The sequence below is a fragment of the Saprospira grandis DSM 2844 genome (genome assembly GCF_000275825.1).
GTDB lineage: Bacteria > Bacteroidota > Bacteroidia > Chitinophagales > Saprospiraceae > Saprospira > Saprospira grandis_A.
Window position 1 is genome coordinate 2,772,874 of the sequence record NZ_JH719942.1, and the last position, 20,213, is coordinate 2,793,086.

At 47.3% G+C, this 20,213-nt stretch carries 20 protein-coding genes and 1 tRNA gene; 8 read left to right on the forward strand and 13 right to left on the reverse strand.

Going from position 1 to position 20,213, the window contains the following annotated elements; translation table 11 throughout:
* The first annotated feature begins 79 nt into the window (after positions 1 to 79).
* Positions 80 to 1,438: a leucine-rich repeat domain-containing protein gene (locus tag SAPGRDRAFT_RS12720; protein WP_002659622.1), complete on the forward strand. Its 1,359-nt coding sequence runs from the start codon at positions 80 to 82 to the stop codon at positions 1,436 to 1,438.
* On the opposite strand, the gene SAPGRDRAFT_RS12725 is transcribed toward SAPGRDRAFT_RS12720, so the two are convergent.
* Both SAPGRDRAFT_RS12725 and SAPGRDRAFT_RS12730 read right to left on the reverse strand, forming a co-directional pair.
* Entirely contained in the window at positions 1,417 to 2,271 is an 855-nt protein-coding gene (locus SAPGRDRAFT_RS12725; protein ID WP_002659623.1) for a mechanosensitive ion channel family protein, read from the reverse strand. The genes SAPGRDRAFT_RS12720 and SAPGRDRAFT_RS12725 overlap by 22 nt on opposite strands.
* Positions 2,272 to 2,473: 202 nt before the next feature.
* Positions 2,474 to 3,760 carry an HTTM domain-containing protein gene (locus SAPGRDRAFT_RS12730; protein ID WP_002659624.1) on the reverse strand — a complete coding sequence of 429 codons (1,287 nt, stop codon included), beginning with the start codon at positions 3,758 to 3,760 and terminating at the stop codon, positions 2,474 to 2,476.
* An 89-nt stretch (positions 3,761 to 3,849) separates the two neighbouring features.
* Between SAPGRDRAFT_RS12730 and SAPGRDRAFT_RS12735 the strand changes: the two genes are divergently transcribed.
* Together SAPGRDRAFT_RS12735 and SAPGRDRAFT_RS12740 are read left to right on the forward strand one after the other, a co-directional pair.
* The gene (locus SAPGRDRAFT_RS12735; protein ID WP_002659625.1) at positions 3,850 to 4,521 is read left to right on the forward strand and encodes a DUF6438 domain-containing protein; all 672 of its coding nucleotides are present in this window, start codon (positions 3,850 to 3,852) and stop codon (positions 4,519 to 4,521) included.
* A gap of 75 nt (positions 4,522 to 4,596) precedes the next feature.
* Positions 4,597 to 4,670 (forward strand) — tRNA-Cys (locus tag SAPGRDRAFT_RS12740).
* A 109-nt stretch (positions 4,671 to 4,779) separates the two neighbouring features.
* On the opposite strand, the gene SAPGRDRAFT_RS12745 is transcribed toward SAPGRDRAFT_RS12740, so the two are convergent.
* From SAPGRDRAFT_RS12745 to SAPGRDRAFT_RS12775, 6 genes are all read right to left on the reverse strand, one after another.
* Positions 4,780 to 5,445: a hypothetical protein gene (locus SAPGRDRAFT_RS12745; protein WP_002659626.1), complete on the reverse strand. Its 666-nt coding sequence runs from the start codon at positions 5,443 to 5,445 to the stop codon at positions 4,780 to 4,782.
* A gap of 19 nt (positions 5,446 to 5,464) precedes the next feature.
* On the reverse strand, positions 5,465 to 5,950 hold the full coding sequence (locus tag SAPGRDRAFT_RS12750; protein ID WP_037350849.1) for a hypothetical protein: 486 nt from the start codon (positions 5,948 to 5,950) through the stop codon (positions 5,465 to 5,467).
* A 49-nt stretch (positions 5,951 to 5,999) separates the two neighbouring features.
* Entirely contained in the window at positions 6,000 to 6,773 is a 774-nt protein-coding gene (locus SAPGRDRAFT_RS12755; RefSeq protein ID WP_002659628.1) for a M15 family metallopeptidase, read from the reverse strand.
* Positions 6,766 to 7,224 (reverse strand): SsrA-binding protein SmpB, encoded by a 459-nt coding sequence (gene smpB, locus SAPGRDRAFT_RS12760; RefSeq protein WP_002659629.1) that lies wholly within the window; start codon positions 7,222 to 7,224, stop codon positions 6,766 to 6,768. Before smpB ends, SAPGRDRAFT_RS12755 begins: the two co-directional genes overlap by 8 nt.
* Before the next feature lie 282 nt (positions 7,225 to 7,506).
* A complete protein-coding gene (locus SAPGRDRAFT_RS12770) occupies positions 7,507 to 8,178 on the reverse strand; it encodes a metal-dependent transcriptional regulator (RefSeq protein WP_002659630.1) in 672 nt (223 codons plus the stop codon).
* A 187-nt stretch (positions 8,179 to 8,365) separates the two neighbouring features.
* On the reverse strand, positions 8,366 to 9,535 hold the full coding sequence (locus SAPGRDRAFT_RS12775; RefSeq protein WP_002659631.1) for a GWxTD domain-containing protein: 1,170 nt from the start codon (positions 9,533 to 9,535) through the stop codon (positions 8,366 to 8,368).
* 92 nt (positions 9,536 to 9,627) lie between these two features.
* Here SAPGRDRAFT_RS12775 and SAPGRDRAFT_RS12780 point away from each other — a divergent pair, with 92 nt between their 5' ends.
* Positions 9,628 to 10,101 carry an aminoacyl-tRNA deacylase gene (locus SAPGRDRAFT_RS12780; protein WP_002659632.1) on the forward strand — a complete coding sequence of 158 codons (474 nt, stop codon included), beginning with the start codon at positions 9,628 to 9,630 and terminating at the stop codon, positions 10,099 to 10,101.
* Between the two features lie 48 nt (positions 10,102 to 10,149).
* Here the strand turns inward: SAPGRDRAFT_RS12780 and tatC are convergent, their stop codons facing one another.
* The 3 genes from tatC to SAPGRDRAFT_RS12795 all read right to left on the reverse strand — a co-directional run bounded on the left by tatC (position 10,150) and on the right by SAPGRDRAFT_RS12795 (position 12,767).
* Positions 10,150 to 11,031 (reverse strand): twin-arginine translocase subunit TatC, encoded by an 882-nt coding sequence (gene tatC, locus SAPGRDRAFT_RS12785; protein ID WP_002659633.1) that lies wholly within the window; start codon positions 11,029 to 11,031, stop codon positions 10,150 to 10,152.
* A gap of 80 nt (positions 11,032 to 11,111) precedes the next feature.
* The gene (locus SAPGRDRAFT_RS12790) at positions 11,112 to 11,549 is read right to left on the reverse strand and encodes a hypothetical protein (RefSeq protein WP_002659634.1); all 438 of its coding nucleotides are present in this window, start codon (positions 11,547 to 11,549) and stop codon (positions 11,112 to 11,114) included.
* Between the two features lie 60 nt (positions 11,550 to 11,609).
* Positions 11,610 to 12,767, reverse strand: coding sequence for an OmpA family protein (locus SAPGRDRAFT_RS12795; protein ID WP_002659635.1), 1,158 nt, complete (start codon positions 12,765 to 12,767; stop codon positions 11,610 to 11,612).
* 331 nt (positions 12,768 to 13,098) lie between these two features.
* On the opposite strand from SAPGRDRAFT_RS12795, the gene SAPGRDRAFT_RS12805 reads away from it, so the two are divergent.
* From SAPGRDRAFT_RS12805 to SAPGRDRAFT_RS12820, 4 genes are read left to right on the forward strand one after another with little or no spacing between them, the layout of a single operon-like run.
* Positions 13,099 to 14,196 carry an aminopeptidase gene (locus SAPGRDRAFT_RS12805; RefSeq protein ID WP_002659636.1) on the forward strand — a complete coding sequence of 366 codons (1,098 nt, stop codon included), beginning with the start codon at positions 13,099 to 13,101 and terminating at the stop codon, positions 14,194 to 14,196.
* 42 nt (positions 14,197 to 14,238) lie between these two features.
* Complete coding sequence (locus tag SAPGRDRAFT_RS12810) at positions 14,239 to 15,129, forward strand: 3-hydroxybutyryl-CoA dehydrogenase (protein WP_002659637.1); 891 nt, start codon at positions 14,239 to 14,241, stop codon at positions 15,127 to 15,129.
* Positions 15,130 to 15,179: 50 nt separating this feature from the next.
* The gene (locus SAPGRDRAFT_RS12815) at positions 15,180 to 16,283 is read left to right on the forward strand and encodes a potassium channel family protein (protein WP_002659638.1); all 1,104 of its coding nucleotides are present in this window, start codon (positions 15,180 to 15,182) and stop codon (positions 16,281 to 16,283) included.
* Positions 16,276 to 16,935 carry a hypothetical protein gene (locus tag SAPGRDRAFT_RS12820; protein ID WP_002659639.1) on the forward strand — a complete coding sequence of 220 codons (660 nt, stop codon included), beginning with the start codon at positions 16,276 to 16,278 and terminating at the stop codon, positions 16,933 to 16,935. Before SAPGRDRAFT_RS12815 ends, SAPGRDRAFT_RS12820 begins: the two co-directional genes overlap by 8 nt.
* Before the next feature lie 61 nt (positions 16,936 to 16,996).
* On the opposite strand, the gene SAPGRDRAFT_RS12825 is transcribed toward SAPGRDRAFT_RS12820, so the two are convergent.
* Positions 16,997 to 17,698, reverse strand: coding sequence for an SDR family oxidoreductase (locus SAPGRDRAFT_RS12825; protein WP_002659640.1), 702 nt, complete (start codon positions 17,696 to 17,698; stop codon positions 16,997 to 16,999).
* A 250-nt stretch (positions 17,699 to 17,948) separates the two neighbouring features.
* The gene (locus SAPGRDRAFT_RS12830) at positions 17,949 to 20,207 is read right to left on the reverse strand and encodes a PD40 domain-containing protein (protein ID WP_002659641.1); all 2,259 of its coding nucleotides are present in this window, start codon (positions 20,205 to 20,207) and stop codon (positions 17,949 to 17,951) included.
* Between the last annotated feature and the right edge of the window lie 6 nt (positions 20,208 to 20,213).

A 20,213-nucleotide genomic window follows, 5' to 3' on the forward strand; every position in this document is an offset into this window, starting at 1 on the left:
AGAAAACAGCCGCTAAATATTGGTAGCTCGTTTAAGAATCCTTATTTTGGCGCTTGTTTTAGCTCCAAAAATCGTAATAATGCAACCTCTAACCGAGCAGCTCTGGAAAAAACTTCGTTCCGCCAATCCCGAAAAGGTGGAAATGGCCCTTTTGCGTGCCCGCGCTCAGGGATTCAATCTAAAACCCTGGGAACAGGAATATGCCGAGCTTCGGCAGTATATTCCCCTGCCTTATTATGCCGAACAGCATGAGGCCGTGGCGGCTTGCTATGCCATCCAAGAGCTAGATTTATCGGAACGAGAGCTGAGCAGCCTGCCGGCTGTCCTCGCTAATTTGCGTTATGTAGAGGTTTTGGACCTTCGTAATAATGAACTGACGGCCCTGCCTAATTGGCTCAATGAATGGAGTAATCTCAAGGAGGTCTATCTAGAAAATAATCAGATTTCAGCCTTATCCGCCGACTTTCTGGCGCATAGCCGTCTAGAGCTGCTGCAGCTCTCTAATAACCAACTCAAGGCCTTGCCCGCTGCTATTTTGGGCCTGCATAGCCTCAAGCGCCTAGACCTCAGCCACAATAATATTAGTAGTTTGCCCAATTTGGAAGAGGAGCAGCTGCCCAATCTGAGCTTTTTGGCCCTCAATGATAACCCCATTAGCCAAATTTGGGTCAATGTCGGCCAACTCACTAAGCTACAAACGCTACAGTTCCAAAATTGCCTGCTGCAACAATTGCCCGAAAGCATTTGCTCTCTTTTTGCCCTGCAAAATTTGTGGTTGCAAAATAATCAGCTCCGCCATCTGCCCGCTCAAATTGGTCAGCTCCGTAGCCTAGAGCTTTTGCAGTTGGCCCAAAATGAACTGCAAGAGCTGCCCGATAGCCTAGACCGCCTAGCTAGCCTCAAACAACTCAACCTTAAAGAAAATGCCCTCCAACATTTACCCAAGTTGGAAGGCCTGGCCTCTTTGGAGATCCTCCATCTAGAACATAACCAACTCCAACATCTTCCCTCAGATTTTGCCCGCCTTGGCCGCCTGAAAATGGCCTATTTGCAAGGTAATGACTTGGACCGCCTGCCGCTAATTCTAGACGCCCTCCGCGCCCTAGAGGTTTTGCATATCGAGAGCAACCCGATAGAGCAATTACCCGATAGCCTCGTCGATCTACCCAATCTGCAACGCTTGTTTGCCGCCCATACGCAAATCAAACGCTTGCCCAGAAGACTTAAGCATAAGTTGGAACAACTAGATATTGAAGGTACCCCCCTGGCCAATGGAGAACCCCAAGAGGAAGCCGAACAAGAGGCCTTTTCTCACCATCCTACAGCCCAAGAAAATGAAGAAGGGCCCAGCCATAGCCCCAAAGGCTGCATGCTGCCCGGCTTAGGCGTTGTTCTTCTCCTCATTATCGCCCTTATTTACGGTATCACATTGTTCTGATGCTCTTTTACAATATGAACAATATGACGAATCATCAAACGGCGAATGTCTTGCTCTAATTTGCGATTCGGCTCCTTCAATATATACTGAAATTTAAATATTACGGCGTCTTTTTTTAGCTCTTCCACCTTCAGGATGAAGCTGTCTTCTTGTATCCATTCATGATAGTTCGCAATGGCCGTAATCAGGTCTTGCTCTAGGTTCGGTATGCGCCGAACATACTGCAAGTCCATCTCAAACTCAATGCTGGTTTTCTTGATGTCTCGCTTGGTATAGTTGACGATCTCACTCAGAAAAACGGTGTTGTTCGGGATGTAAATCAAATCGTCATCATCATTCAAAATGAGCAATTTTGATAGGCTCAAACTCATCACTTTGCCCTTCTGCTCCCCAATTTTTACCACATCGCCCAAATCTACCTCATTCGAAAAGGCAATCATCATCCCACTAATAATATTCGAGATGTAGTCCTTGCTCAAAATGGCCAAGGCAGCCGCAAAAATACTAATGGAGGTCAGTAAACTACTCAAATTGATCCCAAACAAACTCAAAATAGTCATGAATAGGACCAAGAGCATCACCAAATAATAGATGTTGTGGCTGCCCGCAATGATGTTGTCTTTCTGCCCCGCCCCCAGCTTCTTCCGCCGCCGATAAATATATTGCAAAAATTGCATCAGGCTACTAAAGCCCATAAAAAAGAAGTAGAAGCCCGCAAAGCTGTTGAGGTAGCGCAAAAAAGGCGCTTTGACCAAATTCAACCACTCCGTCTCTACCAAAAACCAAAGGCCAATAAAGACTAACCAGCCTACTAGTTGCAATAAAATTTTCATTCCTTGTTTTTCTTGTTCTATGCTAATTTTTTGGGGCCTGCCGCCTTCGGCGGCCGGGCTGTGCACTGGCTCGCTATTCGCTCGGCCCTGCGGCGCTTGCAGCGCCTGGGTCTGGCCTAACGGCCACCAGTTACCATCCCTAGGCCGCGTCGCTTCGCTCCTTTGTGGCGGCTTCGCCGCCTAAAACAGCCCTTGGCCCGCTTTAGTTCGCCAAAGGGAGCAGCCAAGGCCCAAATGGAGCCGCTTGGACCAAATTGACTTTGGGGTCAATAATTCTCTGACTTGGCCGAGCATTCAAACTGACAAAAGCATCTACATATACCGCTAGCTTTTGCCCTTCTCTGGCCTCTTGCTGGGCCAAAAATACAGCAAACTCCCGAATCGCCTCGGGCTGCACGCTCATCCGCTTAATCTGATAGGGCTTGAGGTATTTACTTGCCGATACCTCCCAACGATTTCCTGCTTGGTCCGCCAACTCAAAACGAACTTGCCCCTGATGCTCTACTAACATGACCCGCCAACCATAACGATAATAACGCTGCGACCAAATAATATCTTTGGCCCCAAAGACATGATGCCGCAAGGGCAAAATAAATTGCCATGCAAAATAAAGCAGCAAAATAGACCCAAAGTAGCTTTTATAAGCCGCTTTTCCTCCCTTAAAATAAGGAAGAGGCAGCCTTTTCCAACTTTTAGGCGGAAAAAAAGCCAAGGTCATCCCTATCATCAAGGGCGGAAAAAGTCCAATGTTGAACAGATAGCCCGTGAGCCCATGAAAAATAAGCACCCCCAAATAAGCCCAAGGCCTTGTTCTACTCCAACTCAACCAAATGAAGATCGTTAGGTCGTAGCAGGCCGCCAAACGTCCCCCCAAAACAGCTGTTTCGGCTAAGGCCAAAAATTGCCCAATCAAGGGCGTATCCTGGGCCTGTAGCAACCAAATGCGCAAGGGCCGCCCAGCCCACCAATCAGCACTCAATTTGGCCCAACCCGCAAAAAAATAAACCAGCGCAATTTGTAGGCGCAAGCAAAAAAGCCAAAAGAAAGGATGCTGCTCTAATCGTATCTTGGGCCGCCGATAAGCATCCCAACTGCTGTTGCGATGCGCAGGCGCAAAAAAGAAAAATAAGGCCAATAACTCAATCAAGTAGTAGTGATTGATAAAATTACTGGCATCTAAACGATGCAAATACCCAAAGCAACAGGCAAATAAAAGTACTGAAACCCGATAATAAGCCCCCAAGCTAACCCCAATAGCCCCCAATAGCCCAAAAAGATAGAGGTAGGGAATGGCCGCATCACCTAAAGTGGGAACCGTATAACCCGACCAACTAAAGCGATAGGCCAAGCCCTGAAAACGCTCTGCCGCTTCTCCCTTCACCCAAGAACTGATGAAGCCATAGGCGCCAATGCCGCCAAAAAGAATGCGCAAAAGCACTAAAGAACGAATATCAATGGCTTGCCCCAAGTAGTGTTGGACCTTTTTCATAGAATGCTAAAGCTTGTAGCGAATAAAGGGGGGCCAAAGTGAGCAGCAAACCCCAAAAATAATAATTATCTTTAGCCCAAAATTAGCAGATGAAAGCACATTATCCAATCCTATGCTTAGCTCTTTTTTTACTCTTGGCCTGCCAACACCGAAAAGAAGAACGTGCCTGGCAAGAACAACTCCGCCAAGCCGATGAACAGGCCGAGGCTAGAAGAGCCCAAGAGGAGGCCATAGCCGCCAAACCATTGGCCGATTCTGCCCTGCAAATGCAGGCTTACCGCCAATCTCGAGAGGGAAGAATAAAGATAGAGCAAGAAACAGGCTTGGGCAACCAATTTGGTAAGGGACTTCTGCCCAGCAAGCTGAAAAATAATCAACCCCTGCTGAGCTTTATGACTGGCCCCTGCTACGGAAAATGCCCCCAGTATCGCCTCTACTTTTGGGCCAATGGAGATGTTCTCTATGAAGGCCTCGCCTTTGCCAACCCCATGGGCAAAAGAGAATGCAAAATAGAACCCCAAAAATTGAAGACCTTATTGGCTAGCTGGACCCCCGCCTTTGAGTCTTGGCAACGATATTACCCCCAAACAGAAGAAGCCCTAGAGGGCTTCCCCTTTAAGGCCATTGGACTAAAATTACCACAAGGACAAAAAATAATTTTAGATTATCACGATGCCCCTAAAGGCCTGATTCAGTTGGAGAAAAGTATCGATTCACTAGCCAAAGCTAGCTTTGATTTCCCTATGAAAACCATTTTTTAGGTGAAAAGATTTGGATAATCCAAAGCCCTGCCCTATATTTGCAATCGCTTCAACAGAGAAGCATACCTTTAAAAAGGTCGCGTGGCCGAGTGGCTAGGCAGAGGTCTGCAAAACCTTGTACGGCGGTTCGAATCCGCCCGCGACCTCCAAAGCAGTTAGCATTTTTGCTGGCTGCTTTTTTTTTTGCCCTAGGGCAGTTGGGCCAAAAGAAAAGGGCAGCTGGAAAACTCCAGCTGCCCTTTTCGCTTTAACAGCTCGCTATTGGGCAAAGAGGCCCAGGTTCTCAACCAGCTCATAGCTGGCCACCGCCTTGAGCTGCTGCTCCTGCTCCGCCGAAAGCATGCCCGTGATTTCTACGGCTTCTATCTTGCCAATATTATCGGGTAGGGCAATTTTGGCCAGCTCTCTTTCGCTATTCTCTTCTTTTAGATAAAAGCGACTTTCACTAATGGCATTGCGACGCTCCAAACGGCCAATATCTCGGCCACGCTCGTCTACCAACTTCCCATTGGGGCGGAGCAGCCCAACTAGGCGCTCATCTCGCCGAATTTCGGTCCCTTTGGTGCTCGTCCGAAAGACATACTCATGCTCTAAGGTAAGCACATAGACCAAATTGTTTTTCCCCGGACCAATGTAGCTGCGAAAAGCATAGGCAAAAACAGGCTGCCCCTCCGGAGAGAGAAAAACGCCCTTGCCCTGTCGCCGATTGTTATGTTGAACCACTTGGTCTGCCTCTCTGGCAGAAATGCCCGCAGACCAAGGAACAAAGCCGCCCTTAAAGCTAGCAATAGCCTTCTTAAGGTTGACTAAGTCTTCCTCTAGCTCGCTTTCATCGGGCTGTACATTGCGCAAAAAACGAAGCAGAAAGAAAATACCCGCAATCAAGAGTAATACAACAAGGGCAATTATGGCAAAAATATTCATAGGAGAGAGAGATTAAAAGTTATTCTTCATCTTTGTAGCGAATGCGGTAGACCTTAGAGCAGACCCGGCAGTAAAAACGACCCATGTACTGCTTGGCATTGATGATGTCCTCATCCCGCTTTTCATTTTTTATCGATTTTACAGAAGAAAACTCAGGATTGGTCTTCATAAATTTATTGTGGACCGTACAACGCTGCATACTGGCCTTGTTTCCTCTAGCCCGCTCTTCTGCCGCAAATTGCTTCTCTTCTTTGGTCAGTAACTTGGTGCAAACCGAGCAATAACGACGATAATTGAGCTGATAGGCAAATGGATAATCCTCACTACGGCGAAAATCAGAGGCATTGGCCCGATAGTTATCGCTGAGTTTCATCTTCTTTTTGTGCAAAGGACATTTGCGCATGGTGTTTTTTTCCTCACGACTGAGGTTTTCTAAATCGGGCTGGGCCCAGCTAGCTACGGCTAGTAAAAGAAAGCAAAAGCTTAAAAAATAAGAGAGTTTCATAAATGTCGTTTTGTTAAGTTCTTGGCCCATTCTGCAAGAATTGTGCATTTTAGCCCTTTTGCTCCAAACTATCTGAAGAGCAAGACCATTGCCAATTGGATAAGGGAAAGCGCTGGGCTTTATAAACAAAATGCCACCACTCGGTCCGAATAGTAGAAAAGCCAGCAGCCTGCATCTGCTGCCGCAACAATTTACGGTTTTTATTCACTTCTTCCGAATGTTGGGTATAGGACCAATAGGCTTCTTTGCCAAAATAATCAAAGGGAGTGCCCATATCCAACTCCCGGCCCAAACTATCCACCAAACTGAGATCCAAGGCATTGCCACGACTGTGCATAGAACCCTGCTTGGGCGGATGCACATAACGAGGGTCTGGCGTTTTCTTCCAAAGCGCCCACTGCGCCGCAGAAGGCCGGTAGCAATCAAAGAATTTAAGACCTAGACCCATACTATCCAAATTCTGCTGCACAGCCATCAAGGATTTAGCCACCGCCAAACGAGTATAACAGCCCGGACAAGCATAGACCTGCAACTCCATAAAGTTGTTGCTCGTCGCATAACGAATTTCATAATCCGCCTGTGGAATCAATTCCGTTAAATCTACCCAGGCACTATCCTCCAAAGAAAGTAAGGAGTCCCGAATTTCTAACTGCCGAAGCCGACGAGCTTCTGCGTACAAAAATGCTGTATCTTCAGCCGGGGCCAAAGATACAGCACTGTCTATTTCTTCTTCTGATTTAGACTCAGTTCTTTCTTTTACAGCTCCCCCCTGACAGGCAACCAAAAAAAGCAAACTCAGTAGTAAAGGGCTAAACTTATCCATATTTTAAATTGCGGTCCATATCGCGCTTGAGGTCCTTTTGCTTCAGACTATCACGCTTATCAAAACTCTTTTTACCACGGGTCAAGGCAATTTCTAATTTTACTTTGCCCCGCTCATTTAAATAAAGACGATAAGGTACAATAGAAAATCCTTTTTCCTTTACTCGACCCAGCAATTTCTTGATTTCTTGTTTGTGGGCCAAGAGCTTACGAGGCCGCAATGGCTCATGATTGTTGTAAGTCCCAAATTCATAAACCGAAATGTGCAGCTTCTCTAGCAAAAGCTCGCCCTCTACTATCCGGCAAAAAGCATCGCCCATATTAACTTTGCCCTGACGAATAGACTTAATTTCGGTCCCTTGCAATACAATCCCCACTTCTAGGGTGTATACAAATTCATATAAATGCCGCGCTTTGCGGTTAACGATTTCGATTTTATTCTTAAATTCCATGAGTTGTTATTTTTTTGGGGCTTTCGCTACGCCCTTCGGTTATCGAACTGGCGCCCCTATAGGGGCTGGTTGTCACAGCTCGCTGTTACTTGCTTCGCTGCGTCGGCTCCCGTTGGTCGGGTCGCTCGGCCCTGCGCCGCCTTTGGCGGCTGGGTCTGGCGCTTCGCGCCACTGCTGTCCATCCCTAAGCCTGCGGCGGCTTCGCCGCCTGCTAGACCGAAAAGAACGCCATTTTCTTGATTTCGGGGGCATAACTTTTTTGCCTGCGGCAAAGTTCCAACTTTAGCAAAGGCGAACAAAAAGGTGTTGCCCCAATTTTTTGCTCAGTTGCAGTTGTGGGCCATCTTTTTTCTGGACCAGCAAGCTGCCATCAAAGCTAAAGTGCTTAATGAGCCGCAGCTCTACGCCCAGCTGTAGGCCCAATTCTTCTAAGTAGCGGAGAAAGTCGGCATCATCCTCTTTGACGCCCACAATGCGAGCGCATTGCCCTTCTTTTAGCTCGGCCAAAATGATATGCTCTAGCACATGAAAATTGCCCTCTGCATCTGGAATGGGGTCGCCATGTGGGTCTACTTTGGGGTGGCCCAAAAAAGCATCTAGACGGTCCACCAATTCCGTAGAGCGAATATGCTCGAGCTGTTCGGCTAGGGGGTGGACCTCATCCCAGCTAAAGTCTAGTTTTTCTACCAAAAAGGTTTCCCAAAGGCGGTGCTTTCGGATTAGGGCCAGGGCCTGCTGCTTGCCTTGGGGGTTGAGGCGCACCCCCTTATATTTTTCATAAACAATTAGCTCTTTTTCAGATAGGCGGCGGAGCATATCGCTCACCGAGGCGGCAGAAATCTGCACCTCCTGAGCAATGGCGTTGGTAGATACTGGTCCGGGGTCCAGGTCGGCCAATTTGTAGATGGCCTTTAGGTAGTTTTCTTCTGTGATGGAGAGGTCTAGCTCATTCATAGATGTTGTAGCGTCTAGAAGCGGGCGCAGCCCGCTGGCTTAGGGATGGTAACTGTTGGCCGTCAGGCCAGACCGAGGCGCTTTAGCGCCGAAGGGCCGAGCGAAGAGCGAGACAGTGCACAGCCCGACCCGGAGCGAAGCGAAGGGGAAGCCCCAAAAAAAAATACTTCTGCTCCTCCTTTAGGCACTATTGTATGGCATTTCGCCAGTTGAGTACCTCGGCATTCCAGGCGCTGCGGTATTGGCTGCTGCGTTGGAGTATCCATTGGCCCTCATAGGCACTAAAGGTAAAATGGACGGGATAGCGGCCGCGGCTGCTGCCATAGTACCAGTGCAATTCCTTATTGGTTTGCCGAATAAGTTGTGGCGGCCCAAAGATAGTATAAATTATTCCTCTATCCGTTTTCCAGCCTTCTTTATAGCTACTAAAGCTTTGGTTGGCGTATTCCATACGGCCATAATAACTTTGGATAAGTCTTTTGGCCACGGCCTCTTTTTTGCTTCGGGCCAGCCAGAATTCGTCTAGGGCCTTTTTGGGATTTTCGGCCTTATTCATCTTGTTGTACTCTATATTTTTTGTAATATATCGGCTACCGAGAATAAGGTCTTTGATGCGATTGACCTTAGGAAAGTCCTCGCCAAAGTAGTTGAGATAAATGCCTTGGCTGGCGTTGCTATCGCTCCGGATCCAGTAGAGTCCTTCTTGGCTTAGGCGTAGTTCTTGGCCTTTTTTGACCCAAAATCGGGCTTTGTTGCTTTGGTTTTGGCCCAAAAAGATGCCGCTATTATTGCTGTATGGGGGTGGGGCAGGGGCTTGAGATTTTGGAAAAAAATCGATACAAAAAAGCTGTATAGAGTCGGCGGCGCTAGCCAATTGTAAAATATCAGCGGCTTTGGCGTAGCTACCCAAAAAGGGGCGGCCATCCTTATGTTCTAGATAAATCTCTTGGTCAATTTGTCGCTCTGGGCCATTGAGGTAGAAGAGTTGGGTGCTCAGCAATTTTTTTTGGGGCGAAGCAATTTGTAATTTGAGGACCAAGGGCTGGCCGCCGGGTTTAAAATCGCCTAACTTTAGGCTTTGGGCCTGCCCCAACTCCACGGCCTGAAAATCGAGGACCTCATGATACAAAAGCGTCTCTTTGCTCTGATGCGGATAGACTTGAACATCAAGGATATAGTTGCTTTTGGGGTGTTCCCAGCGGAGGTAAAAATGCTGCTCTTTTTGGATGCAGTCGGTCTGGAGTACCATCGCTTTATCATACTGCTGATACTCTAGTTTATAGAAGGGGCTATAATGGCTGGGCGCGCAGGCTTGTAGGCCAAAAATTAGGAGAAAAAGAAAGGGAGAGAGGCGCATATTGGTAAATTTGTTGTCTATCAAAATTAAGAAATATCTCTGTGTTTGCTTTGGCTTTGGCTTTAGCCCATCAAATAAAAAAAGTAAAACTAATGAAAAAGACCAATGCTATGCGGCTATTATCGGCGGCAAAAATTCCCTATAAAAGCATTTTATATCAGTATGATAGCGAGAACCTAGATGTGGCCAAAATTGCTGAAGAAAACGGATTGCCCTTGGCCCAGGTTTACAAAAGTTTGGTCTTGCAGGGCAGCAGCAAGCAGTTATTGATGGCTTTGGTGCCCGGCGATCGGCAATTGGACCTCAAAGGGCTGAAAAAAAGTTTGGGCCTCAAGCAGCTCGACCTTTTAGCCCAAGCTCAGCTACAAGCTAAAACGGGCTACATCCGTGGTGGTTGTAGCCCTTTGGGCCTCAAGCAGCCTATTCCTATTTATATGGACCAAAGGGCGCTAGATTTGCCCCTATTTGCCATAAATGCAGGCAAAAGAGGGATTTTGCTAGAACTCTCTCCCTTGGCCCTTAAGGAGCTCTTACAAATAGAAGTCTTGCCGCTTTCTAAGGGGTAGGGCCATAGAAAAAGGGCAATCGGAATTCTCCGATTGCCCTTTTGTCATTTAGGCTTGATCTTCAAGCATGCCCAATTCTTCTTTTCGTTTTTTCTCTTGCTTTTTCGCAATGTTAATGCTTAGCTCATAGAGAATATAAACGGGAATAGAAACAATAATTTGCGTCATGACATCTGGGGGCGTAATCATTGCTGAGAGCAAAAGAATCCCAATAATAGAATGCCGACGATATTGCCGCATTCCCGCAGAGGTGACAATCCCCATACGGGCCAAATAATACACAATAATAGGCAGTTCGAAAATAAGGCCAGCGGGCAAGGTGAACATAATCATATAGTTCACAAAAGACTTGGCCTTAATAATACTCTGCCCCTCATTGACCATAGGCAGCTGATAGCCCACCAAAAAGTTGATCGCAAAAGGCGATAAAATGAAGTAGCCAAAAGCTACCCCCAACAAAAAGAGCAAACTCCCCACGCCCACTACGCCACGACTGGCGCTCACTTCGCTATTGTAGAGGCCCGGACGAACAAATTTCCAGAACTCATAAAGCACATAAGGAAAAGAGACAATCAGTCCCCCAATTAAGCAGACTTTGATGTGGAGCAAAAAGGCTTCTCCCATATCAAAGGTTTGTAGCTCGGGGTTAACTGGCGTATAGCAAAGGGCTTGGGTCCCTAGCTGCTCCGAAATGCCACAAAATAATTTGTAGGTAATGAAGTTGGGGTCTAGCGGACCAAAAATGACATATTTAAAGACCAGCTCGGTGGCAAAGAACATTACAATAGCTGCCGCACTAATGCCAATAAAGGCGCGAATGAGGTGCATGCGCAGCTCGTCCAAATGCTCGACAAAGCTCATTTCGGCCCCCTCGCCATCTTGTTCTTGTTGGCGCTGGGCCCTTCGCTTGATGAAAGAAAGTAAGGCCATGAATTAGTAGTTAGCAGGGGCAAATATACCCCCTAAAGAAAAAAAATCCCAAGGGAGAAGACTCCCTTGGGCCAAAAGGTTTAGGCTTCTTCTGTATTTTCTTCAGTGGCTTCCTCTTCTTCTTCATCATCGGCGCCAGGACGAAACTCTACCTCTTCCCCTTTTAAGGTCGCTTTGAGGTAGTCGTTGAGCTCGCGAATCTCTTCGCGGTTGTATTTATTGCCCGGATTGGTCAAAAGGTCTAGATAGTACTCTAGGCTAGAGATATCATTCTCCTCCTCCCAAGCCGCTAGGCTAAATGTCCAATCTTTCGATTCGGCATATTCATAAACTAAGCGAACAGACTTTACCAAGGTAGGCTGCTCTAACTCAATGTACATTTCACGAAGCGCCTTCATTTTATCGACCATGGGCTCGCTAAAGCCGTTTTGGTCCAAGTACATTTGACGAATCGCTTCAATCGGCTTCTGAATAGCCGCCTCTCTTAGGCGGGGATCATCCATGTTGTTTCTACGCATGATGTAAACTTCTTTCTAAAGATTGGAATAATTTCAAGGCACAAACTTACAAAAAATAGCCTACTTTTTCAGCAGCTTAATTTGAATGCGCTCATTTTTCGCCCGACCCGCCGAACTATCATTCAAGGCAATGGGCCGCGCTTGCCCATATCCCCTATATTTTAAGCGACTACGATGCACCCCAGAAGCCAGCAAATAGTCATATACGGCCTTGGCCCGCTTCTTCGATAGAAAATGATTTTCTCTGGGATTCCCTTTATTACTAGTGTGCCCCGATATCTCAATCTCATATGTGGGGTTCATCTCCATGATCTTGGCCAAATTATCCAACTCCTCTTTGGCCCCCTCCAAAAATATCGCATTGCCCCGCTCAAATTGAACCTGCTCCAAAATATCTACCTGATTGAGCCGGTATTCTTTGCGGTTCAACCGAACATCCAAAACAATTTTTTCCCGCCGCTGCGTATTGAGCATCTCAAAACTCCCACAATTACAAGTGAAGTTCGACTTCTGACTGGTCAAACAAACATCATCTATAAAGTAATAGGCAAAGTCTACATGCGGATTGCGAAAAGAATCCACTTCTATCGCTCCGGTCACTTTGGTCGAACGATCATCCTGGAAATTGCCCAAAATTAAGAAGTTCTCTCCCCCCTCTGCGACATAGTCTCCCTGCACTTCTACCCACTGCCGCTGGTCCAAGGGCGAACGATCCTGATTGAATAAATAAGTGAATTTTATATGCTGCAAAACCGCCTCGTCTTCCTGCTCCATCGGAAAACGACTGGCCCCCGCCCCAAATGCCCCCAATGCCCGATTAGATGCCTCGGCCAAATAAAGCTGCGCCTTGATGCAGTAGGTCTCGCCCCGCTTGAGCGGATGCTTGAGCTTGACCTGAACATACTCCCGATAATCCCTTTTACTATACCGACTAGTATAAGCATATACCCCAGCATAGCCCCGACCCGTCTTGGCCTTGGTCCGCCCCATTTTGTTCCGAGGCACCGCTACATTACTGCCCTCCGAACGCTCGTGATAGTAGTCGGCCCCCGCCAAATTAGCCCCGCCCCAATAGGTCGATAAACTGATCTGCCCCAGGTCTTTAGGGTACTGCTGCCGATATTGCTCAAAACTAGGGTTGCGCACTACATTTTGTAATACCTGCGCCTGCAAACTGCCAAAAAGGACCAAAAACAAAAGACTAAAGTTGTATTTCATCTGATTTTCTGCTTTTTATACCCCCAAAGATACAGAAGCAGACCGAATATGCCTTGAAGATGTTCGATATTTTGGGGCTGCCCCGCCCTGCGGGCGGGTCGGGCTCTGTCGTGGCTCGCAAGTCTGCTCGGCCCTGCAGTTTTTTCGCTGCGCTCAAAAACTTGGGTCTGCGGCTGCGCCGCACCACTATCCATCCCTCAGCCTGCGGCCCTTCGGGCCTGCAAAACCGCAGTAAATACAAGCCCTAACCCATAAAGAAGCAGGCCCAAAAGGGAAAAAAGCCGTATTTTCCTCAAAAAAAATTAACTTTGGTCAAAGTCAAAACATAGCTATGAACTACCTAAAAAAATATGCAAAACTCTTGGTCGGCTACTCCCTAGCGGTACAGCCCGGCGAAAGAGTATATATCGCTTCTACCACCCTGGCCGAAGATTTAGTCCGTGAGGTTTATGCCGAGGTGCTCAAAGCCGGAGGCATTCCCTATGTTAGCCTTAGCTTTAGAGAACAAGGCCGCCTGCTCAACCAATACGGAGAAGCCCCTCAACTACAAGCCATTGACCCCATCTATGCACAAGCTATGCAGGAGTTTGAATGCTATCTCTATATCAGAGCGCCCTTCTATGGCCAACTCTGCTATAGCCCCAATGGCGATAAACAAAAACTCCGAGCCCTAGCACATACGCCTTATCGCAAATTATATAGCGAACGAACCGCCGACCTGCGCCTAAAACGCAGCCTCTGCGAATATCCCACTATGGCCCATGCCCAAAATGCTGGCCTGAGCCTAGATGAATATACCGACTTTATCTATACCGCCTGCCGCCTAGATGCAGCAGACCCCAAAGCCGCCTGGGAAGCCCTAAGCAGAGAGCAGCAATCTATTGTAGACCACCTCAATGCTTGTAGCCAAATTCACTATAAAGGCGAAGGGATCGATATTCAGTTTAGTACGGCTGGCCGCAAATGGATCAACTCCGACGGAAAAACAAATATGCCTTCCGGAGAGGTCTATACCGCCCCCGTAGAAGATTCCGTAGAGGGCCAAATCCATTTCGCTTATCCCTCCATTTTTCAAGGCCAAGAGGTCGAAGGAATTACGCTTTGGGTCAAAGCTGGAGAAATTCAACGCTGGGAGGCCCAAAAAGGCCAAAAACTACTGGACCAAATTTTTGAAATCCCCGGCGCCCGCCGCTTCGGCGAGGCCGCTATCGGCACCAACCGAGATATTCAACGCCCCGTCAAAAATATTCTCTTCGATGAGAAGATTGGCGGAACGGTACATATGGCTGTAGGACAAACCTATATGCAGTGTGGAGGCAAAAATCAATCAGCTATCCACTGGGATATGATCGCCGAAATGAAAAATGGCGGAGAAATCTGGGCCGATGGCGAGAAAATTTATGAAAATGGCCAGTTTATCCTTGCCTAAAGTATCTAAAATCAGTTTAACAGAACTAAATAAAGTAGTCAAATGAAAAATGTTGTTGTGATAGGTGCAGGAACTATGGGAAATGGAATTGCCCACGTTTTTGCCATGCAGGGCTATAAGGTCCAATTGGTTGATGTATCTGAACAAGCACTAAGTAAGGCCATGGCGACCATCGAAAAGAATTTGGACCGCATGCTGCGCAAAGAGAAAATTGATGAGGCCGGCAAAACAGCTACCCTCGCTAATATTACGCCCGGCGCTGATCTCACTAAGGCCGCAGCTAATGCAGACCTAATCGTAGAGGCCGCTACTGAAAATGTAGATCTCAAACTCAAGATCTTTAAACAAATGGATGAGGCCGCGCCCGAAGGCTGTATCTTGGCCAGCAATACCTCTTCTATTTCGATTACAAAGATCGCCGCCGTGACTAACCGCCCCGAATTGGTGATTGGTATGCACTTTATGAACCCCGTACCGGTCATGAAGTTGGTCGAGGTCATCCGTGGATATGCCACCTCCGATGAGACCCTAAATACCATTATGGAGCTCTCTAAAAACCTGAAGAAGGTCCCCGTAGAGGTCAATGATTATCCCGGCTTTATTGCTAACCGCATCCTCATGCCCATGATTAACGAGGCGATTTATAGCCTTTATGAGTCGGTAGCTGGGGTAGAAGAAATTGATACCGTAATGAAGTTAGGCATGGCGCACCCTATGGGCCCCTTGCAACTAGCCGATTTTATTGGTCTAGATGTTTGTTTGTCTATTCTCAATGTCCTCTATGATGGCTTTGGCCAAGATAAATATGCTCCCTGTCCCTTGCTGGTCAATATGGTCATGGCAGGTAAACTAGGCGCCAAAACAGGCGAAGGCTTCTATCGCTACACGCCCGGCAGCAAAGACAAAGAAGTGGCCCCCTTCTTTAAAAAATAGACTGTTTCCTTAGGCAGTGGGCAAGCCCACTGCCTCTTTTTCCTCTTGCCATGCTCACGAATAAATTTAAGGTCAGAAGACATAAAGATAAAACTCGCTCTACTTCTCAACAGCATTATCAGCGAGTGAGTAAGTACCTGCGCAATATTGCCTTGGCCGCAGGCTTACTAGTCCTTACGGTCCTTATTGGGGTTGTGGGCTTTATGTTTATTGATAACTATAGCCTTTCTGATGCGTTTTATATGACCATCATTACCCTCTCCACAGTGGGCTATGGCGAAATTCAGCCGCTTTCTTTTAATGGGCGCCTGTTTACCTCTTTCATCATTATTTTCAATATCGGAATTTTTGCCTATGCTATTTCGGTCCTCTCTTCTTTTATTATTGAGGGCGACCTGCGGAAATTCATGAAAGATTATCGTATGTATCAGAAAATACAATCTTTGCATAACCACACTATTATTTGTGGCTTTGGGCGACACGGTCGGGAGATTTCTCAGGAACTGACCAAAAATAAGTTGCCCTATGTTATTATTGAAAGCGATGAGGAAAAGGTGGAGGAGCTTCGCAAAGGCAGCTATGCCTTTATTGAGGGAGATGCAGCTATGGACCAAACCCTGTTGGACGCAGGCATTGAGCATGCCATGTCTATTGTGGTCACTTTTGGCGATGATGCCTTAAATGTATATACGGTACTCACGGCCCGAGAACTAAATAAGTTGGTCCGAGTGATTGCCAGGGCCTCTAATCATTCGGTAGAGCGAAAACTCTTGCGCGCTGGGGCCGATTATGCGGTTTTATCAGAGGTGATAGGGGGCTTTTATATGGCCACCCTGATCTATCAGCCTCGAATGGTAGAGTTTCTCAATCTCTTGTCCAATTTGGGCAATGATGTTTCTATGAGCTTTAAGGAAGTAGATTATAAAGATTTGCGGCCAGAGTTTAAGGATAAGGAGATTCGAGACCTGAATCTACGCTCCCAAACGGGGATAAATATTATTGGGGCCCGCTTGGCCAACGGCAAGTATATTATTAACCCTGGACCAGATACGGCTATTGTTAAAGGGATGAGCCTTGTTATTTTGGGCGATGAGGAGCAGGTAAATACCTTTGAGCGGGTCGTCATGCACCCCAAACATCGTCCACTTGCGTAGCTGGGTCATTTTGTTGTATGAAGGGCTATTTCCTAGGCCTCTTCAACTGACTCAAGCAGAAGAGCAACTGCTTGAGCAGCTTTTTCCTGAGCTGCAAGGGGTCAAGGTGGAGTTATACGAACAGCTTCCTTGGTTTATGCTGGGGAGCTTTGCGGTGGGGGTGGCCTTGCCAGATAGTTTTAGCCGCCGAAAAATTAGGCTGTATATTGATAAGCCTGAAGGGCCTTTGAGTCTAAATAGTTTGGCGACTATTGTGCATGAGCTTTGCCATGCCCAGCAATATGAATTACTGGCCCAAAAGCATTGGGGCTTTGGTTTTTTTAGGCCGTTTATGGGCTATTATTTTGGGCACTTTATGGCCCAGTTTTTCAACTTACTGTTCAAGGAGGGTTGGCGCAAAGCGGCCTATCTGGCCTATCGAGAACATCCTTTAGAGCGCTTGCCTTATATCTATGAGGCCCATTTTATGGCCCATTATCCTCAGTTAGCCTTGCTTTCTTCTTTTCAACAGCCGATGCCTAAGCCACCGCCTTTATGGGCGCATAGCCTAGGGCTAGTCTTTGCCTTTATATTGGCCCTTATTCGCCCATTTTTAGAGGGTTTGTTATTATTGAGTGTATTTCCACTCTATCATTTACTTCGACGTTTCTAGCAAAATGTAAAAAGGGAGCAACAGCCTAAGCTGTTGCTCCCTTTTTGCGTTCTAGTAGTGACTAGAAGGGGTTGGTGGCCCAAACTGTCAATTCTGGAATAAAGCCGCGGTCATCCATTTCTAGGGCGGCGGCAATAGCGTGTGCAATCTCTTGGCTACGGAGCTTTTTGTCTTCTTCAGGGCGTTCTATACGGTCTTTTTTATAAAAGGCAGTAGTCACCTCTGAAGGGTTGATGAGTTGCACCCGAATATTGTGGGGGCGGAGTTCGGCCTGCCAGCATTGGGTGAGTCCACGAAGGGCAAATTTTGAAGAAGAATAGATAGAGCCTGTGGCAAATCCTTTGAGGCCAGCTGTAGACGCAATATTGACAATATTGCCCTTTTGGTCCTTGAGTTGAGGCAAAAAGGCTTGGGTAAGCAAGCTAAGGCCAAAGACATTGGTCATATAGACCTTTTGGAACTGCTCTAGGCGGATTTCTCCAAGAGGAGCATACTCTCCGATGCCCGCATTATTGATCAATACATCAATGGGGCCGCCAACTAGCTCTTGGGCTTTTTCTGCAGCCTGTTCAAATTCTGCGGTATGGGTCATGTCTAGGGCGAGGGGAGTAGCGCCAATTTCTTGGGCCACCTTTTCGAGCTTTTCGGCATTGCGGCCCGTGATGAGGACCTTGGCCCCTTTTTCAATGAGCAGCTTGGCGGTGGCTTTTCCAATTCCTGAGCTTCCGCCCGTAACGACTACTTTTGCATTTTGAAGTTGCATAATCTAATTTTATAATGGTGATTTATTGGCGTTTTGCAGGGCCGGAGGCCCGCAGGCCTAGCGATGTGAAAGGGGGGCCGTTAGGCCAGACCCAGCCAGCTTGCTGGCGCAGGGCCGAGCGAATAGCGAGCCCTGAAACGTAGCGCCGAGGAGCGCAGCGAGGCGGAGGCCCCAAGTTAACATAACAGCAGAACAAAAAAAAGTTGAGAGCGCATAAAAAAAGCAGCCGAAAAAATCGACTGCTTAGGGTTTAGTTCTTATCAATAAGTCCGGCATCTTCATCTAGGCCACGGAAGCCTTCTCCGACCCGTTCTCCATTTTCGTAGCGGCCCACAAAAGCCGTTTTGAAGCGGCTATGGTCTAGAATATAAGAGAGTACATTGAGGGCTTCTGACTTGGTTTTGAAGCCTTCGGAGCCGTCTGCATTGCTTTCTAGAGGCAGAATCATGACACGGGTAATGCCGCCATCGATGGGCTCGAAGCCCAGGCGATAATCGAGTAAAGGGCCTTCTTGTAGTTCCTCGAAGCGGTAGGCGCGATACTTACGAACGGCGGCCACTTGGATTTGGTAGGCCAGGCCTTCTTCGGCTTCGGGGGTAGGGGCATAGAGTTCAAAAATGCCTGCTTCTTGGGGGGCTTCTTCTTCGGGCTCGGTCTTGGCGATGCTCTCGCTCATATAAGGGAGGAGGACTTCATCTTGCCAGTAGACCTCTCCGGTCATAGAGAGATTGGCGACTTCTTGGGCTTTGATAAAGAGGTCATAGACCTCGCTATCCTCGGTATAGGGCTGGCCGGTGCTTTCATTTAGGGGAACTTCATTGGGGAGGAGGTAGGCCATTTCTCGGTCCGAAAACTCTGCGGGGACCACAATAAAGCGGGCTTCTATTTGGGGGGTAATTTTTGGAACGGCGGCTACTTTTGCTTTGGGTAAAACGAAGTTGCGTTGTTTCTTTTCATTGGGTTGGGTATCTTCTGTAGAGAGGGTTTTGAGGAGTTTTGGATAGCCCTCTGCGCTAATTTCAAAGAGGTATTCTTTTTTAGTTTTGAGGTCAAATTTATACTCGCCCACGGCTAGCATTTTGTCGCTAATGAGTTCTTCATTGCCATCGATGACCTCAAAGAGTTTGATATTTACGTCTTCTAGGGGGCCATCTTTGCCCTCGCCCATAATTTTACCAGATAGGAAGAAGCGGCTACCTTCTTGGCCAAAATGAAAAATATCATCATTGGTGGTGGTCACTTTATGGGGGTCAAAGGTGCGGTTAGAGACCAAATAGCCGCCTTTATGGGCTTCATTGATGATAAAATAGAGGTCGTCGGCTGCGGAGTTGAGGGGGAATCCCACATTTTGGGCCACCTCCCATTTGAGCATCTCGCCCTTAGACTTAAAGATATCAAAGCCCCCTGCGCTAATTCTGCCATTGGTCGAAAAGTAGAGCGTTTGCGAGGGGAAGTGATAGAAGGGGGTGATCTCATCGCCCGTTGTATTGATATTGGGGCCTAGGTTTTTGGGCAAAGAGAACTTGGCCTCTTTATCCTTAATGTTGCGGCTACAGTACCAAAGGTCTAGGCCGCCCTTGCCGCCTTCTCGGTCAGAGGCAAAATAAAGAATTTCCTTATCCTCTTTGGTCATTACAAAGGGGTGGGTCGTATTGCTTTTAGGGGCATTGATATAATCGGCTAGGGCTTGGGGGTTGGCCCAGCTGCCATCCTCATTTTGCGACATGATATAAATCATACATTGCAGCTCTCCGGCCTTGACAAAATCACATTCGGTAAAGTAAAAGCGTTTGCCATCAGCCGAAAAGCTACCGTTGCCATAATGGGGCTTTTCCATTTTGCCCGCAAATAGGGTAGGGACCTGCCGGCTGCTCCAGCTATCTTCGCCTGTTTTTTGGCTGCGGTAAATCTTAGAGACCCCACTAATAGAAGAAGAGAAGTAGAGCACATTATTACTAAAGGGGATGGGCGCAAATTCTGTTTTCTCGGTGTTGATATTGAGGGCCAAGTGATTGAGCGAAATATTGGGGTTGGTATACTCCTGCGCCTTGAGGGCAAAGTTACAGCCTTGAATTTCGGTAGTAATTTTGGCCTGCATCTCTGCTTGATCGCTGCCTTTATAGACCTTCAAAAATTCATTGAAGGCATCTTTGGCCGCCTGATATTGCCCCGTTTGCTTTAGGGCTAGGGCATATTGATAGCCTGGCTTATCATAGTTCTTCTCATTGTTTTTATCCTTTACATCGGCCAAGCATTTTACGGCATTGGCATAATCGCGGACCTTGAGGTAGCAAACTCCAGCCAAATAGAGCAGCTCTGGTTTAGAGCTCTTTTGCGTATAGGCAGACTCATAATAAAGAGCTGCTCGACTAAGATCGCCCAGCTTTTCAAATTCTGCAGCTTCTCGCTTTAGCTTTTTCCAGCTTTTCTGAGGGGCTCTTTGAGCATCAACTATAAGAGGAAGGAGCAGGAATCCAAGGCAGAGTAAAAGGTAGTTTGTTCGTTTCATTCTAAT

What these genes read in the sequence shown, in the direction of transcription:
- SAPGRDRAFT_RS12720 (WP_002659622.1), top strand. Translation starts at nt 80, where the DNA reads ATGCAACCTCTAACCGAGCAGCTCTGGAAAAAACTTCGTTCCGCCAAT.
- SAPGRDRAFT_RS12725 (WP_002659623.1), bottom strand. Translation starts at nt 2,271, where the DNA reads ATGAAAATTTTATTGCAACTAGTAGGCTGGTTAGTCTTTATTGGCCTT.
- SAPGRDRAFT_RS12730 (WP_002659624.1), bottom strand. Translation starts at nt 3,760, where the DNA reads ATGAAAAAGGTCCAACACTACTTGGGGCAAGCCATTGATATTCGTTCT.
- SAPGRDRAFT_RS12735 (WP_002659625.1), top strand. Translation starts at nt 3,850, where the DNA reads ATGAAAGCACATTATCCAATCCTATGCTTAGCTCTTTTTTTACTCTTG.
- SAPGRDRAFT_RS12745 (WP_002659626.1), bottom strand. Translation starts at nt 5,445, where the DNA reads ATGAATATTTTTGCCATAATTGCCCTTGTTGTATTACTCTTGATTGCG.
- SAPGRDRAFT_RS12750 (WP_037350849.1), bottom strand. Translation starts at nt 5,950, where the DNA reads ATGAAACTCTCTTATTTTTTAAGCTTTTGCTTTCTTTTACTAGCCGTA.
- SAPGRDRAFT_RS12755 (WP_002659628.1), bottom strand. Translation starts at nt 6,773, where the DNA reads ATGGATAAGTTTAGCCCTTTACTACTGAGTTTGCTTTTTTTGGTTGCC.
- smpB (WP_002659629.1), bottom strand. Translation starts at nt 7,224, where the DNA reads ATGGAATTTAAGAATAAAATCGAAATCGTTAACCGCAAAGCGCGGCAT.
- SAPGRDRAFT_RS12770 (WP_002659630.1), bottom strand. Translation starts at nt 8,178, where the DNA reads ATGAATGAGCTAGACCTCTCCATCACAGAAGAAAACTACCTAAAGGCC.
- SAPGRDRAFT_RS12775 (WP_002659631.1), bottom strand. Translation starts at nt 9,535, where the DNA reads ATGCGCCTCTCTCCCTTTCTTTTTCTCCTAATTTTTGGCCTACAAGCC.
- SAPGRDRAFT_RS12780 (WP_002659632.1), top strand. Translation starts at nt 9,628, where the DNA reads ATGAAAAAGACCAATGCTATGCGGCTATTATCGGCGGCAAAAATTCCC.
- tatC (WP_002659633.1), bottom strand. Translation starts at nt 11,031, where the DNA reads ATGGCCTTACTTTCTTTCATCAAGCGAAGGGCCCAGCGCCAACAAGAA.
- SAPGRDRAFT_RS12790 (WP_002659634.1), bottom strand. Translation starts at nt 11,549, where the DNA reads ATGCGTAGAAACAACATGGATGATCCCCGCCTAAGAGAGGCGGCTATT.
- SAPGRDRAFT_RS12795 (WP_002659635.1), bottom strand. Translation starts at nt 12,767, where the DNA reads ATGAAATACAACTTTAGTCTTTTGTTTTTGGTCCTTTTTGGCAGTTTG.
- SAPGRDRAFT_RS12805 (WP_002659636.1), top strand. Translation starts at nt 13,099, where the DNA reads ATGAACTACCTAAAAAAATATGCAAAACTCTTGGTCGGCTACTCCCTA.
- SAPGRDRAFT_RS12810 (WP_002659637.1), top strand. Translation starts at nt 14,239, where the DNA reads ATGAAAAATGTTGTTGTGATAGGTGCAGGAACTATGGGAAATGGAATT.
- SAPGRDRAFT_RS12815 (WP_002659638.1), top strand. Translation starts at nt 15,180, where the DNA reads ATGCTCACGAATAAATTTAAGGTCAGAAGACATAAAGATAAAACTCGC.
- SAPGRDRAFT_RS12825 (WP_002659640.1), bottom strand. Translation starts at nt 17,698, where the DNA reads ATGCAACTTCAAAATGCAAAAGTAGTCGTTACGGGCGGAAGCTCAGGA.
- SAPGRDRAFT_RS12830 (WP_002659641.1), bottom strand. Translation starts at nt 20,207, where the DNA reads ATGAAACGAACAAACTACCTTTTACTCTGCCTTGGATTCCTGCTCCTT.